Here is a 14590-nt window from a genome sequence, read left to right as displayed (position 1 = left end):
GGCCGGACCCCCTGGGGGTCCGGCCCTCCGGCTCTACGCCGGTACGGTGCTGCGCCGGGCCGGGACCCAGCAGCGGATCACGTCGCGCACGGACACGATGCCGACGGGACCGCCGTGCTCCAGCACGATCAGATGGCGGAAGCCCCCGCGGACCATCGCCTCGGCGGCCTCCTGGACGGTGGCCTGCGGGGTGCAGAACACCACGTTGTTGGTGGTGTGCGCGCCCACGAACTCCCGGTCGGGGTCGTGGCCCGCGCCGATGGAGTTGAGGATGTCGCGTTCGGTCAGGATGCCGATGCCGCTGTGGTCGGGATCGAGGACGACGGCCGCGCCGACCCTGCGGCCGGACATCAGGCAGGCCGCCTGCCGGAGGGTGTGGGCGGGTCCGAGGGTGAGGATCACGGTGCTCATGGCGTCGCGGACGAGCATGAAGGGAGCCACCTCCTGGGGAGAGTCCTCCGCGCACTTAGAGAAGGTCTTCACAAGCGCACAAGCGGAGGAGTCTCAGATTCCCATGAGTACGGAGGGTCATCAAGAGGGCGCACCCGGTCGTCCGGGTGCAGGACGCGTACGGCTCAGGCGCGCGGGCGCAGAAGCCCCAGCATCTCCTCGTGCAACAGTCCGTTCGAGGCGGCGGCGTTCCCGCCGTGCACGCCCTCCACGCCGTCCAGGCTCGTGAACCGGCCGCCCGCCTCCTGGACCACGACCGCGATGGCCGCCATGTCCCACAGGTTCAGCTCCGGCTCGGCGCACAGGTCCAGCGAGCCCTCCGCGACCATCATGTACGGCCAGAAGTCGCCGTAGCCGCGGGTGCGCCAGCACTGCCGGGTCAGGTCCAGGAACCCGGCGAGCCGGCCCTGCTCCTCCCAGCCGCTCAGCGAGGAGTACGCGAACGAGGCGTCACCGAGAGCGGCCACCTTCGAGACGCCGAGCGGTACGGGCGCACCGCCCAGCGCACCGCCGGCGTACGCGCCCCCGCCCTGCGCCGCCCACCAGCGGCGGCCCAGCGCCGGCGCCGAGACGACGCCGACCACGGGCCGGAAGACCCCGTCGGAGCCCTCCTCCATCAGGGAGATCAGCGTCGCCCACACGGGGACGCCGCGCACGTAGTTCTTCGTGCCGTCGATCGGGTCCACGACCCAGCGGCGCGGGCCGCTGCCCTTGAGCCCGTACTCCTCGCCCAAGATGGCGTCGGCGGGCCGCGCGGCCCCGATCCCGGCCCGGACGATCTCCTCGGCGGCCTTGTCCGCCTCGCTCACCGGGGTCATGTCCGGCTTCGTCTCGACCAGCAGGTCGAGGGCGCGGAACCGCTGCATCGTGGCGGCGTCCGCCGCGTCGGCGAGCTCAAGGGCGAGGCGGAGGTCATCGTCATACTCGGGCATGCCCGAACAGTATCGGGACCGCCCGGAGGCGGCGAACGGCGTCCACGGTGCGACCCGCGGGCGCCCTTGACAGGATCTGTCGGTCCGTCAACTCTGGCGGGGAGCCGAGCGGGGAATCGGAGCGGGGGAAGTCGAGCGGGGAGGCGCGCATGCCGGCAGCCCGGGAGTCCTTGCTGGAAGCGGCGGGAGCGGCGCTCTTGGCGCGCCCCTGGCCGTCGGTGCGGATGGTCGACGTGGCCGCCACCGCCGGGGTGTCCCGGCAGACCCTCTACAACGAGTTCGGGGGCAAGGCGGGTCTGGGCCGCGCCCTGGTGCGCCGCGAGGCCGACTGGTACCTCGAAGGGGTGGACCGGGTGCTGCGCTCCCCGGCCGCGAGCGCCGAGCGGCTCGCCTCGGTCGCGGAGTGGACCGTACGGGCCGCCCGCGCGCGTCCCCTCGTACGGGCCCTGCTGACGGGGTGCTGGGACGGGAACTTACCGGTGCCGCCCGGGCAGGGAGTGCGTCCCGGAGTGCCGGCCCCCGGACCCGGGGAGCTGGCCCGGGCCGTCCGCGACCGGGCCTCGGCCACGCTCAGCCCGGGGGAGGGGGCGCAGCACTGCGAGCTCGCCGTACGCCTGGCCCTCTCGTACGTGATAGCACCGGGCGAGGAGCCGGGGCTCGGGGAGCTGATGCGGCTGCTGCGCCTGCTCGCCGCGCCCGCTCAGTGAGCCGAACCGGAGAGCTGGAGGCCGATGACGCCCAGGATGACCAGCGAGATCGAGACGAGTTTGAGCGTCGAGACGAGGTCGCCGAGGAAGACCATGCCGTAAATGGCCGTTCCGGCGGCCCCGATGCCCGTCCACACCGCGTAGGCCGGGCCCACGTCGAGCTTCTTCAGCGCCAGGGTCAGCAGGCCGAAGCTGCCGAGGGCGAAGCAGGCGAAGGCGACCGTCGGCCACAGGCGGGTGAACCCGTGCGAGAGCTTGAGGCAGACCGCGAAGCCGGTCTCCAGAATTCCGGCGACGACCACCAGCAGCCAGGCCATGGCACATGCCTCCCCGCGTCAGGTGACGTCGTGTCACGTGGTGCGATTATGCATTTACCAGACCTGGTGCACGGCAAACCCCGCCGGAGGATCAGTCCCCTTCGCGACGCTCGCGGGTCTGGAGGAGCCGGCGCAGCGAGTACAGCCGCGCCGGATCCGCGTGGCCGTCCTCCACCCACGTGTCGAGCGCGCAGTCCTGCTCGTCGTGGCTGCAGGCCCGCGGGCAGGCCTCCGTACCGGGAACGAGGTCCGGGAAGGCCAGGATCACCCGGGACGGGTCCACGTGGTGCAGGCCGAAGGAGCGCACGCCCGGGGTGTCGATGACCCAGCCTTCGCCGCCCGGCAGCGGCAGTGCGAGCGCCGAGGTGGTGGTGTGCCGGCCGCGGCCGGTCACGGCGTTGACGTGTCCGGTGGCGCGCTGGCGGCCCTCGGCGACCAGCGAGTTCACCAGGGTGGTCTTGCCGACGCCGGAGTGGCCGACGAAGGCGGTGATCCGGCCGTTCAGGCGCTCGCGCACCCGGTCGGCGGCGTCGCCCGTCGCGAGCTCCTCGCGGTTGGTCACCACGTAGTTCAGGCCGAAGGTGGAGTAGATCTCCAGGATCTTGTCCGCGGAGGTCAGGTCCGACTTCGTGAGCACCAGCAGGGGCTCCAGTCCGGCGTCGTACGCGGCCACCAGGCAGCGGTCGATCATCCGGGGCCGCGGCTCCGGGTCGGCCAGCGCGGTGACGATCGCCAGCTGGTCCGCGTTGGCGACGACCACCCGCTCGTACGGGTCGTCGTCGTCCGCGGTGCGCCGCAGGACGGACTTGCGCTCCTCGATGCGCACGATCCGCGCGAGGGTGTCCTTCTTGCCGGTCAGGTCGCCGACGATCCAGACCAGGTCGCCGACCACCGCCGCCTTGCGGCCCAGCTCGCGGGCCTTCATCGCATGGATGGTGCGGCCGTCGACCAGGCAGGTCAGCCGGCCGCGGTCGACGGTCAGGACGAAGCCCTCGGCCGCGTCCTCGTGCTTGGGCCGGATGGTGGTCCGGGGCCGGTTGCCCTTGGGGTTGGGCCGCTGGCGGATGTCGTCTTCGTCGGTGTGCTTGCCGTACCTGCGCATGACGGGGGCCCTACGCTCCCGCTACTCGCGCCGTTTGCCCGAGCATCTCGGCCCACATCTTGGGGAAGTCCGGCAGGGTCTTCGCGGTCGTCGCCACGTTCTCGATCCGCACGCCCTCCACCGCCAGACCGATGACCGCGCCGGCGGTGGCCATCCGGTGGTCGTCGTAGGTGTGGAACACCCCGCCGTGCAGCGGACGCGGGCGGATGTGCAGACCGTCGGCGGTCTCGGTGACGTCGCCGCCCAGCTCGTTGATCTCCTTGGTGAGCGCCGCCAGCCGGTCCGTCTCGTGCAGCCGCAGGTGCGCCACCCCGCGCAGCGTGGACGGGGAGTCGGCCAGCGCCGCGACGGCCGCGATGCCGGGGGTGAGCTCGCCGACCTCGCCCAGGTCCACGTCGATGCCGTGGATCTTGCCGGTGCCCGTGAAGACCAGGCCCGCGTCGGTCAGCTCGCAGGAGCCGCCCATCTCCGTGAAGATCCGGCGCAGTTCGTCGCCGGGCTGCGTGGTGCGGCGCGGCCAGTCGGGGATCGTGACCGTACCGCCCGTGATCAGCGCGGCGGCCAGGAACGGCTGCGCGTTCGACAGGTCCGGCTCCACGACCACGTCACGGCCCAGCAGCGCGCTCGGCGCCACCCGCCACACGTTCGGCTCGCCGCCGGCCTCGGGGGTGTCGACCTGGGCGCCCGCCGCGCGCAGCATCTCCACCGTCATCCGGATGTGCGGCATCGACGGCAGCGTCGTGCCGGTGTGCCGGACCTCGACGCCCTGGTTGAAGCGCGGGCCCGACAGCAGCAGGGCCGAGACGAACTGGGAGGAGTTGGAGGCGTCGATCTCCACGACGCCGCCCTCCAGCGCCCCGCCGCCCTGGACGGTCAGCGGCAGCGCGCCCCGGCCGTCGTCGTCGATCCGGGCGCCGAGGGTGCGCAGGGCGCTGATGACCTGGCCGAGCGGGCGCTCGTAGGAGCGCGGGTCGCCGTCGAAGCGGATGTCGCCGGAGGCCAGCGTGGCGACGGGCGGCAGGAAGCGCATGACCGTGCCCGCGTTGCCGACGTCGACGGTGGCCGGGCCGTGCAGGGCGGCCGGGATGACCCGCCAGGCCTCGCCGCCGGCGCCGTCGCCGGAGCTGGAGGAGGCGGTCTCCTCGATGCCGACGCCGAGCGCGCGCAGGGCGTCCGACATCAGCTGCGAGTCGCGCGAGCGCAGCGGGCGGCGCACCCACCCCGGCTCGGCGGCGAGCGAGGCGAGGACGAGGGCGCGGTTGGTGACCGACTTCGACCCGGGCACGGTGACGGTGGCGTGGACGGTGCCGTCGGCGAGCGGAGCGGGCCAGAGGGCGGGGAGCGCGGGGGTCTCGGTCATGGCCACCACTTTAGTGGCTCGCCCCGGCCCCAGATCTTGATCGCTCGCTGGTCTCGGAGGTTGGACGCGGCGGTCGGCCGCGGGGGGTGCCTCAGAGGTCGAGGAGCCAGCGCCCGCCGCCGATGAGCGAGCACAGCGCCACGGCGTGGAAGAGGAGCAGCCAGGCCACCGGGTGGACGTGGGTGAGGCGCCCCAGCTGGTCCGCGTCGGAATCCGGCGCCCCGCCGCCCCGGCGCTTGGCACCCAGCTCGAAGACCGGCCGCACCCCGCCCAGCAGCAGGAACCACACCACCAGGTAGGCGAAGACCGCCTGGACCTCGGCCGGGGCCAGCCAGGAGACCAGTACGAACGCGGTGCCCGACAGCACCACCGTCAGGGCGCCGTACGCGTTGCGGATCATCACCAGCATCGCCAGCAGCAGGGCGGTCGCCGCCCACAGCAGCAGCGTGATCCGGTGGGCCGACAGCAGCGCGGCCCCGCCGAGCCCGAGCAGCGAGGGCGCCGTGTAGCCGGCCGCGGCGGTCAGGATCATCCCGAGTCCGGTCGGCTTGCCGCGGCTGACGGTGACCCCGCTGGTGTCCGAGTGCAGCCGGATCCCGTCGAGGCGCCGCCCGGTCAGCAGCGCCAGCAGCCCGTGGCCGCCCTCGTGGGCGATGGTCACGGCATTGCGCGACAGCCGCCACAGCGGGCGCGGCCCCACGGCGGCCAGGGCGACCACGCCCGTCACGATCACCAGCCACAGGGCCGGCGGGGTCTGTATGCCCGTGAGCCGGTCCCACAGACCGGCGGTCGCGGTGGTGTCCGGGGAGCTGTTCATGGAGTGGCGGACTCCTTGCGGTGGTGGGCGGGTGGGATGGCAGTCTGGCAGCCATGTGCGGACGGTATGCAGCGAGTCGTAAGCCGGAGGACCTGGTGGAGGCCTTCGGCATCGAGAAGTGGGAGCCCGAGGAGACCCTGGCCCCCGACTGGAACGTGGCTCCGACCAAGGAGGTCCACGTCGTCCTCGACCGTCCCGTGAAAGACGCTCCGGACCCGCGTCCGGTTCGGCAGCTGCGCACGGTGAAGTGGGGGCTCGTCCCCTCCTGGGCCAAGAACCCCGACGGCGCCGCCCGGATGATCAACGCCCGGTCCGAGACCGTGGCCGAGAAGCCCTCCTTCCGCCGCCCCTTCGCGCAGCGCCGCTGCATCGTTCCCGCCGACGGCTACTACGAGTGGGTCACCGCCCACGACGAGCGGCAGCTGGAGGTCGAGGGCAAGAAGAAGCGGGCCCGCAAGCAGCCCTACTTCGTGCTCCCCGCCGACGGCTCGGTCTTCGCCATGGCCGGCATATACGAGTTCTGGCGCGACCCGACGCTGCCCGCCGACCACCCGCAGGCGTGGTGGGCGACCTGCTCGGTGATCACCGCCGAGGCCGAGACCGGACCGCTGGGCGCGGCCCCCGCCGAGGGGCCGGCGTCCCTGGCCGAGATCCACCCCCGGATGCCGCTGATGCTGACCCCGGACCGCTGGGACGCCTGGCTGGACCCGGCCCGGACCGACACCGACGAGCTGCACGCCCTGCTCGCGCCGCCGCCGGGCGGGCTGATGCGCGCGTACCCGGTGTCCACCGCCGTCAGCAACGTGCGCAACAACGGGCCGGAGCTGCTCGACGAGCTGGCAGCGCCCGAGGAGGCCACGCTCTTCTGAGGCGGACACCCCCTTGCCAGGGGGTGTCCGGGCCCCGGCCCGGCTCCGGGCGCGGGCAGGATGGGGGCCATGACCACGCGTACGCGCACCGAGAACGTCGACACACCGGCGGGCGAGGCCCGCATCACCTGGCATCCCGTCCCCGCCCGTACGGCGGCGCGCCTCGTGCTGGCCGTCGGACACGGCGCCGGCGGCGGGATCGAGGCGCGCGACCTCCAGGCGCTGGCCGCCGCCCTGCCCGCGCACGGGGTCACCGTGGCGCTGGTCGAGCAGCCGTGGCGGGTCGCCGGGAAGAAGGTGGCGGCCGCGCCCAAGGTGCTGGACGAGGGCTGGCGGGGCCTGTGGCCGGTGCTGGCGGAGCCCGGGCTGCCCGTGGTGGCGGGCGGGCGCAGCGCCGGGGCGAGGGTGGCCTGCCGGACCGCCGCCGAGCTGGGGGCGGCGGGGGTGCTGGCCCTGGCGTTCCCGCTGCACCCGCCGGGCCGCCCGGAGAAGTCCCGGGCCGGGGAGCTCACCGGGGCCGGGCGGCCCACCCTGGTGGTCCAGGGCGGCCGGGACCCGTTCGGGCGGCCGCAGGAGTTCCCGGCGCCGGCCGCGCAGGAGCCGTACGAGCTGGTGGAGGTCCCGCACGCCGATCACGGCTTCGCCGTGCCGAAGAAGGCCGACCTGACGCAGGACGAGGCCCTCGCGGTGATCACCGGGGCCGTCACCGCCTGGCTCGCCGGGCTTGCGCTCTGACCCCCGGCCGAACCCCGCACGCCCCTCGGACGGACGCGTCCGGGGAATGAGACGAACCCGCGGGTGATCCGTATCACATGGCGGCCGCGCACCTGACAGAGGCCGGAGCCCCCGGCCCCGCACGGGAATGCCGGGCCCGACCCTTCTGTTGTGCGGGATGTCAGAACGCACGGGATCAGTCGGAGGAGAGGGAGCGCATGACCCAGGTCATCAGCCAGCACCGTCCGCAGGCGGAGGGCCTGGACTGGACGGTCCTGCCCGCGCCCAAGCGCCGCCCGCTTCAGGCGGCGGAGGGCCGGGATGGTCGACTATTCTCCGATTCGAGCGGGTCCGCTTTCGGAGCCGTCACGCAGTCGGAGGAGGTGGGTCCTGTCGCTGGGACCGACGAAGGCCACGCGGAGGAGACGACCCCGGAGCGCAATGCGCGCTTCGAGAGGGACGCCCTCGGCTACCTCGACCAGATGTACTCGGCCGCGCTGCGCATGACGCGCAATCCGGCCGACGCCGAGGACCTGGTCCAGGAGACGTATGCGAAGGCATACGCGTCCTTCCACCAGTTCCGCGAGGGCACCAATCTCAAGGCGTGGCTCTACCGCATTCTGACCAACACGTTCATCAACTCCTACCGCAAGAAGCAGCGCGAACCGCAGCGCAGTGCGGCCGAGGAGATCGAGGACTGGCAGCTGGCGCGCGCCGAGTCGCACATGTCCACGGGCCTTCGCTCCGCCGAATCGCAGGCGCTCGACCACCTGCCCGATTCGGATGTGAAGGAAGCGCTCCAGGCCATTCCGGAGGAGTTCCGCATCGCGGTCTATCTTGCCGACGTAGAGGGCTTTGCGTACAAGGAGATCGCGGACATCATGGGTACACCCATCGGTACGGTCATGTCGCGACTGCACCGTGGCCGCCGTCAACTCCGCGGAATGCTGGAGGACTATGCCCGTGAGCGCGGGCTGGTTCCCGCGGGCGCGGGAGAGTCGAACGACCTGAAAGGCTCGGGCTCATGAGCTGCGGAGAGCCGCACGAGACGGATTGCTCTGAGGTCCTGGACCACCTGTACGAGTTCCTGGACCACGAGATGCCGGACAGTGATTGCACGAAGTTCGAGACGCACTTCGGCGAATGCAATCCCTGCCTGGAGAAGTACGGCCTGGAGCAGGCCGTCAAGAAGCTGGTGAAGCGCTGCTGCGGTTCGGACGACGTGCCGACCGACCTGCGCTCGAAGGTCATGGGACGGATCGAGCTGATCCGTTCCGGCCAGGCCGTCCCCGAGCACGACGTGACCGCGGACCCCGCCACCGGCTGATCGAACAACCGCCCCTGGAAGCCGAATCGTTCACTCGAAGGTGCTAATCCGGGGGTGCTCGTACGGCGCAATAGGAAAATGTGGCCCCCTGCGGAAGGGGGCCCCACTTATTCTCCCCAAACGGTGTGCACGGCACAGGGGAGGAGAGCGCCATGCGGGTACGTCCGCCGACGGCGCGGCCCTTCCTCCTGTGGTCCGTCGTCCTGTGCGCCGCCCTCGCGGCATGCGCCGCGGCCGCCCCGGCGTTCGCCGCGTCCGGCACGCCCTGGCCCGCCGTCGGGCTGCTCGCCTCCCTCTACCTCGGCTGCGAACTGGTCCGGATCCGCCCGCTGCCGGGCATCCGAGTCCCCGAGGGCATCGGCTCCTTCTTCCCCGTGCTCCTCGCCGCCGTCTTCCTGCTGCCCCCGGCCGCCGCCGCGCTCGTCGCGCTGCCCGGCGCCTTCGCCCAGGCGGTGGCCGGGCGGCCCGCCCGGATCCGGCGCGTGTGGCACGCGGCGCAGCAGGCCGTCGCCGCCTGGGCCGCCGCGCGGACGTTCGGGCTGCTGGGCGGTCCGGCCGCGCTGGGAAGCCGCTCCGGCGGGACGGGGATTCCCGGCCCGCTCGCCGACTTCCCGTACGCGCTGCTGCCCGCGGCGGCCGCGGCCGCCGCCTTCTGCCTCGTACTGGCCGTCCTCGACGGGGCCGTCCTGGCCGCCGCCGAACGCCGGCCCTTACGCACGGCATGGCGCGGGCCGCTCGCCCGGTCCCTGGTGCCGCACTGCGTCCACGGCCTCGCCGGGCTGATGATGGCCGTCCTGTGGCGCAGCCCGTACGGGCTGCCCGCCGCGCTGCTCGTCCTGCTGCCGATGTACATCTCCTGCCGGGTCTTCGCCCAGTACCACCGCGAACGGGCCGCCCACCAGGCCACGATCCGGGCGCTCGTCCAGGCCGTGGAGCTCAAGGACCGCTACACGCGCGGCCACGGCGAGCGCGTCGGCCAGGCGTCCGCGATGATCGCCCGCGAGCTGGGCATGGACGCGGACCGGCTCGAAGTGGTCCGCATCGCCGGGATCCTGCACGACATCGGCAAGATCGGGGTCCCGACCCGGCTGCTGCGCAAGGACGGCCCGCTGACCCCGGAGGAGCGCCGGGTCATCGAGCTGCATCCCGAGTACGGGCACGAGATGGTGCGCGGCATCGGCTTCCTGGGAGAGGCGCGGTCCGCGATCCTGCACCACCACGAGCGCGTCGACGGCTCCGGGTACCCGTACGGGCTGGCCGGCGAGCAGATCCCGGTACCGGCCCGGGTGGTGGCGGTGGCCGACGCCTTCGACGCGATGACCTCGACCCGCTCCTACAGCCGGGCCCGGCCGGTGCCGGTGGCCCTGGCCGAGCTGGAGCGGTGCGCCGGGGCCCACTTCGATCCGGTGATGGTGCGCGCGCTGGTCGAGGCGATCGGCCGGGACGGCTGGCACCCGGTGGTCACCGCGGACGAGGGCGACCTCCAGGTGATCCCGGCCGGATCCGCCCCCGACCGGGCGGCGACGCCGCCCGCCGCGGCGGCCCCGGAGCCCGGCGGTCCCGCGCTGTCCGGGCTGCCGGCGCAGGGCGCCCGGACCCGCGTGCGGACCGTGGACCCGCCCGGCGGCCAGGACCCGGACGGCGGGGCCGGGGCGTGAGGGGCGCGGCCTTGCGGGGCGCGGTCGTCGGGGGTGTGCGCGGGGCCGCCGTGGCGCTCGCGCTGGCCGGGCTCGGGCACACCCTGTGGAACGGCCTCGTCGAGCCCGGCACCGCCCTGGCCTTCGGCGCCCTGATCGCCTGCGGGGAGCTCGCCCGCCGTGACACCCGGGACGCGCGTGACACCAGGGGCGGGGGGGAGGCCGGCGATGCGCGGGACGCCGGGGAGGCGGCAGGCGGTGGCGACACCCGGACCGCCGCGCCCGAGGACCGCCGGCCCGCCCCCCTCGCCTCTGCCGGCGCCCTCGCGTACGCCCTGCTCGGCCCGGACGCCGCCACGCCCACCCACCACGGGGTGCTCCAGATCGTCACGGTCGTCGTCACCGCCGCCCTCGCCGGGAGCGTCCCGCACATCGCCCGCGGGCGCGCCCCCACCGCCGACCACCTGGCCCGCCGGGTCCTCACCGTCGCCTTCGCCGCCGCCTGCTTCCAGCCGCTCTACAACTCCGGCCGGCTGGAACAGGGGATCGGGCGGGGCCCGTACCTCGTCCTCTACCTGCTCCTCCTGCTCGGCCTCACCGCCCTGTGCGACGCCGTGCTCGCCGCCGCCCTGGCCGCCGCGCGCACCGGCTGGCCGTACGGGCCCCTGCTCCGCGACGAGCTGCGCGCCCAGCTCGGCATCGGCGCGGCGATCTGCGCCACCGGGGTCGTCATGGCCCTCGGCGTGGCCGTCGCCGGTCTGTGGGCGCTGCCCGTCTTCTGCGTGCCGCTGCTGCTGACCCAGCTGTCCTTCCACCGGATCGCCGCGATCCGCACCACCTACCGCCAGACGATCACCTCCCTGGCCCGGGCCACCGAGATCGCCGGGCACACCCGCCCGGGCCACTCCCGCCGGGTCGCCGCACTGAGCTGCGCCGTGGGCCGGGAGCTGGGCCTGTCGGAGCGGGAGCTCACGGTGCTGGAATACGCGGCCCTCATGCACGACATCGGCCAGCTCTCCCTCGTCGACCCGGTCCGGGCCGGGGCCACGGCCGGGCTGCCGCCCGCCGAGGCCCGCCGGATCGCCGTGCTCGGCGGGGAAGTGGCCCGCCAGAGCGGGGTGCCCGCCGAGGTGGCCGTCATCGTGGAGCGGCAGGCCGACCCGTACCGGGAGCAGCCCGCCCTCGCGCGCATCGTCCGGGCGGTCAACGCCTACGAGGACCTGCTGGGCGGGACCCGTCACCCGGGCGGCCCCCTCGCGGCCCTGGAGCAGCTGCGGCTGGGTACCGGGCGCGACTACCAGCCAGAGGTCGTGGAGTGTCTCGCCAGGGTTCTGGCCAGGGGCGGACGTGACAGAGTTGTTCCCGTCCCACCTGGGTAACCCATGGGTAATGAGCGGCCGTCCGAGTGGGCATGGTTGGATGCCATTAGGAGTGTCCGCAAGGCTGCACCGTTGGACCGGCAGGCGGGAATCGTGAGGATCTTCGGGAAGGTACGGCATCGGCCCTCCGCCTCGTGGCGGCAGGCCACCGACCGCGCGTTCACGCTGATCGGCGACGGGCGGTACGAGGACGCGGGCGCGCTGCTCACCAGAGCCGCCGACCTGGAGCCCTGGCTGTCCGAGTCCTGGTTCAACCTCGCCCTGCTGCACAAGTTCCGGCACGACTGGGAGCAGGCGCGGGCCGCCGGGCTGCGCGCCGTGGCCCTGCTGGACCGCGAGACCGGCGCCCCGGACTGGTGGAACGTCGGGATCGCCGCGACCGCGCTCCAGGACTGGCCGCTGGCCCGCCGGGCCTGGCAGGCGTACGGGCTGAAGGTTCCCGGGGACCCGCACGGCTCGGGCACGCACCCCGCGAAGGGCAGCGGCGAACCGGTCGGCATGGAGCTGGGCAGCGCCGCCGTACGGCTGTCCCCCGAGGGGGAGGCCGAAGTGGTCTGGGGCCGCAGGCTGGACCCGGCCCGCATGGAGGTCCTGTCGATCCCGCTGCCGTCCTCGGGCCGGCGCTGGGGCGAGGTCGTCCTGCACGACGGGGTCCCGCACGGCGAGCGGGTCACCGCGGCCGGCCCCTCCTATCCCGTCTTCGACGAGATCGAGCTGTGGGCCCCCTCACCGGTGCCGACCTGGGTGGTGCTGCTGGAGGCGGCCACCGAGGAGGACCGGGACGCGCTGGAGCAGCTGGCCTCGGACGCGGGCTTCGCCGCCGAGGACTGGTCGTCCTCGGTGCGGCTGCTGTGCCGGACCTGCTCGGAGAGCGTGATGCCGAGCGGCGAGGGCGACGGGGAGCACCTGGACCCGCACGACCACAGCGAACCGGGGCATCCCGGTCCGCTGGGCCACCGTACGAACGGGTCCGGCCCGCTGTGGGTTCCGGAGCGGGAGTGCGGGATCGCGGCGCCCCCCGGCCTGGTGCGCGGACTGCTCGACGGCTGGGTCGCGGACAGCCCGGACACCCGTGAATGGCGGGATCTCGAAGAGGTCTGCTGACCCGGCACCGTAGGCTGTACCGGCACATTGTGAACGGGTGGACTTACGGAAGGCGTACGGCGGACATGGCGCAGCAGGAGAACGAGGTCGTCGAGATCGTCAACGACGGGTACGTCGTGGACACCGAGGACTGTGAGGCGCGCGAGCTCGCCCACCGCGAGCGCGGCACCGCCCGCCCGATCACGGTGGTCGGCAACCCCGTCCTGCACCGCGAGTGCAAGGACGTCACCGAGTTCGGCGACGAGCTGGCGCAGCTGATCGACGACATGTTCGCCAGCCAGAAGGCCGCCGAGGGCGTGGGCCTGGCCGCGAACCAGATCGGCGTGGACGCCAAGGTCTTCGTCTACGACTGCCCGGACGACGACGGCGCGCGCCACACCGGTGTCGTGGTCAACCCGAAGCTGGTGGAACTGCCCGCCGGCTCCCGCGTGCTCGACGACTCCAACGAGGGCTGCCTGTCGGTCCCGACCGCGTACGCCTCGCTGGCCCGCCCGGACTACGCCGAGGTGACCGGCCAGGACGCACAGGGCAACCCGATCAAGGTGCGCGGCACGGGCTACTTCGCGCGCTGCCTCCAGCACGAGACGGACCACCTGTACGGGTACCTGTACATCGACCGCCTCTCGAAGCGCGACCGCAAGGACGCCCTCCGCCAGATGGAAGAGGGCACCCCCCGCTACGAAACGGTCCCCAACGCCTGATCCCGGCTGCGCCCCAGCAGCACCCGCAGGTCCTCGGGCAGGGGCATCGGCGTGAGCAGTCCCGCCGCCGTACGGCCGGTGTTGCCGTACGGCACGCGACCGGTCATCGAACCGGCCCCCGCCACCAGGATCCGCACCACCTGTCCCACCGTCTCCGCCCGGTCCCGGCAGCGCAGCGCGAGCCGGAACATGTGCCAGTGGGCACGGGTGTGCGGCCAGGCCCAGGCCTGGGAGACGATGTGCGCCCGCTCCAGTGCGTCCCACATGGCGTCGGTGTCGGGCGCGCAGTCGCGGGCCCGCAGCAGCTCGGCCTCGAAGACCGCCCGCACCGGGGCCGGCATGGCCTTCGGGGTGCACGCGGCGATGCAGATCTTCAGTACGTTCCTCATGCGTCCACGATGCGTCCGCGGGGCCCGCCGGGGCTTGAACGAACCTGCTACATCCACTGGATGGTGCGGGTGAAGTCCGACGGCGGGATCCCGAACATCCGCCGCCACACCCGGCTGAAGTGCGCCCCGTCGGCGAAGCCCGCGCCGTGTGCCGCGTCCGTCAGGGAATGCCCCCGGGAGGCGAGTTCGGCGGCCCGCATCAGCCGCAGCCACAGGACGTACGGCCGGAACGGCAGGCCCAGCTCCGCCCGGAACAGGTGCGCCAGGCGGCTCTGCGACAGGCAGGCCACCTCGGCCGCCTGGGACAGCCGTACGCCCTCCCGCCCGGGCAGCCACGCCAGCACCCGTGCCAGCCCCGGATGTGGGGCCGCGTCCGGCACCGGACCGCCGGGGAGCAGGGAGTCCAGCGCGCAGGCCGCCTCGAAGGGGTCGGCGGGCAGGGATCCGGCGGCCGGTACGAGGTCTCCCGCGTCGCCCGCCATCGCCGTGAGCCGGCGCCCGGCCGAGGACAGCGGATCGTAGTGCAGCACCACCCCGCGCGCGGTGCCGGCCAGCACGGCGTGCCGTACCCCGGCCGGGACCACGTACGCCCGGCACCGGAAGGGCTCCCCGTCCGGCCCGGCCAGCAGCAGGCCGTACCCGTCCAGTGCGGCGATGACCTGTACGGAGTGGTGCGCGTGCGCGGTCGCGGACCCGACGGCGCCCCCGTACACCAGGCCCCCCGGCCGCAGCCGGGCCCGCCCGGCCCACCCGGTCACGGACATGACGAAGCGCCCCCGCCCCGG

At 73.7% G+C, this 14590-nt stretch carries 17 protein-coding genes; 9 read left to right on the top strand and 8 right to left on the bottom strand.

From position 1 onward, the window contains the following. Positions 1-33: 33 nt before the first annotated feature. Positions 34-429 (bottom strand): CBS domain-containing protein, encoded by a 396-nt coding sequence (locus AB0M92_RS00575; RefSeq protein ID WP_099889569.1) that lies wholly within the window; start codon positions 427-429, stop codon positions 34-36. 146 nt (positions 430-575) lie between these two features. Continuing rightward, positions 576-1382 carry a histidinol-phosphatase gene (gene hisN / locus AB0M92_RS00570; RefSeq protein ID WP_366099906.1) on the bottom strand — a complete coding sequence of 269 codons (807 nt, stop codon included), beginning with the start codon at positions 1380-1382 and terminating at the stop codon, positions 576-578. Positions 1383-1531: 149 nt separating this feature from the next. Between hisN and AB0M92_RS00565 the strand changes: the two genes are divergently transcribed. After that, complete coding sequence (locus tag AB0M92_RS00565) at positions 1532-2089, top strand: TetR/AcrR family transcriptional regulator (protein ID WP_366099905.1); 558 nt, start codon at positions 1532-1534, stop codon at positions 2087-2089. Here AB0M92_RS00565 and AB0M92_RS00560 read toward each other — a convergent pair. The 4 genes from AB0M92_RS00560 to AB0M92_RS00545 form a co-directional block, all read right to left on the bottom strand. Next, on the bottom strand, positions 2083-2406 hold the full coding sequence (locus tag AB0M92_RS00560; protein WP_069921864.1) for a multidrug efflux SMR transporter: 324 nt from the start codon (positions 2404-2406) through the stop codon (positions 2083-2085). The genes AB0M92_RS00565 and AB0M92_RS00560 overlap by 7 nt on opposite strands. 91 nt (positions 2407-2497) lie before the next feature. Then, on the bottom strand, positions 2498-3508 hold the full coding sequence (rsgA, locus tag AB0M92_RS00555; protein WP_366099904.1) for a ribosome small subunit-dependent GTPase A: 1011 nt from the start codon (positions 3506-3508) through the stop codon (positions 2498-2500). Between the two features lie 10 nt (positions 3509-3518). Beyond that, positions 3519-4868 (bottom strand): 3-phosphoshikimate 1-carboxyvinyltransferase, encoded by a 1350-nt coding sequence (gene aroA, locus AB0M92_RS00550; RefSeq protein WP_366099903.1) that lies wholly within the window; start codon positions 4866-4868, stop codon positions 3519-3521. A gap of 91 nt (positions 4869-4959) precedes the next feature. Further along, positions 4960-5685, bottom strand: coding sequence for a M50 family metallopeptidase (locus AB0M92_RS00545; RefSeq protein WP_366099902.1), 726 nt, complete (start codon positions 5683-5685; stop codon positions 4960-4962). Between the two features lie 53 nt (positions 5686-5738). Between AB0M92_RS00545 and AB0M92_RS00540 the strand changes: the two genes are divergently transcribed. The 8 genes from AB0M92_RS00540 to def all read left to right on the top strand — a co-directional run bounded on the left by AB0M92_RS00540 (position 5739) and on the right by def (position 13416). After that, complete coding sequence (locus tag AB0M92_RS00540) at positions 5739-6554, top strand: SOS response-associated peptidase (protein WP_366099901.1); 816 nt, start codon at positions 5739-5741, stop codon at positions 6552-6554. A gap of 69 nt (positions 6555-6623) precedes the next feature. Then, entirely contained in the window at positions 6624-7289 is a 666-nt protein-coding gene (locus AB0M92_RS00535) for an alpha/beta family hydrolase (protein WP_366099900.1), read from the top strand. Between the two features lie 362 nt (positions 7290-7651). Further along, positions 7652-8296: a sigma-70 family RNA polymerase sigma factor gene (locus AB0M92_RS00530; protein ID WP_008741505.1), complete on the top strand. Its 645-nt coding sequence runs from the start codon at positions 7652-7654 to the stop codon at positions 8294-8296. Next, a complete protein-coding gene (gene rsrA / locus AB0M92_RS00525; protein WP_048477498.1) occupies positions 8293-8595 on the top strand; it encodes a mycothiol system anti-sigma-R factor in 303 nt (100 codons plus the stop codon). Before AB0M92_RS00530 ends, rsrA begins: the two co-directional genes overlap by 4 nt. Before the next feature lie 152 nt (positions 8596-8747). Then, on the top strand, positions 8748-10253 hold the full coding sequence (locus tag AB0M92_RS00520; RefSeq protein WP_366099899.1) for an HD-GYP domain-containing protein: 1506 nt from the start codon (positions 8748-8750) through the stop codon (positions 10251-10253). A gap of 11 nt (positions 10254-10264) precedes the next feature. Beyond that, positions 10265-11611, top strand: coding sequence for an HD domain-containing protein (locus AB0M92_RS00515; RefSeq protein WP_366099898.1), 1347 nt, complete (start codon positions 10265-10267; stop codon positions 11609-11611). A gap of 93 nt (positions 11612-11704) precedes the next feature. Next, positions 11705-12715, top strand: a complete 1011-nt coding sequence (locus AB0M92_RS00510; RefSeq protein ID WP_366099897.1) for a hypothetical protein — start codon at positions 11705-11707, stop codon at positions 12713-12715. 65 nt (positions 12716-12780) lie between these two features. Beyond that, the gene (def, locus tag AB0M92_RS00505) at positions 12781-13416 is read left to right on the top strand and encodes a peptide deformylase (protein ID WP_053691819.1); all 636 of its coding nucleotides are present in this window, start codon (positions 12781-12783) and stop codon (positions 13414-13416) included. Here def and AB0M92_RS00500 read toward each other — a convergent pair. Together AB0M92_RS00500 and AB0M92_RS00495 are read right to left on the bottom strand one after the other, a co-directional pair. Beyond that, positions 13392-13805 (bottom strand): DUF3703 domain-containing protein, encoded by a 414-nt coding sequence (locus AB0M92_RS00500; protein ID WP_366099896.1) that lies wholly within the window; start codon positions 13803-13805, stop codon positions 13392-13394. The two genes, def and AB0M92_RS00500, sit on opposite strands and share 25 nt — an antisense overlap. A gap of 47 nt (positions 13806-13852) precedes the next feature. Beyond that, positions 13853-14569 carry a helix-turn-helix domain-containing protein gene (locus AB0M92_RS00495; protein ID WP_366099895.1) on the bottom strand — a complete coding sequence of 239 codons (717 nt, stop codon included), beginning with the start codon at positions 14567-14569 and terminating at the stop codon, positions 13853-13855. Positions 14570-14590 lie beyond the last annotated feature (21 nt).

It is taken from the genome of Streptomyces sp. NPDC051582 (assembly GCF_040681715.1).
Classification (GTDB): Bacteria; Actinomycetota; Actinomycetes; order Streptomycetales; family Streptomycetaceae; genus Streptomyces.
Note: the sequence above shows the minus strand (reverse complement) of the source record. Positions and strands in the feature narration are given on the sequence as shown.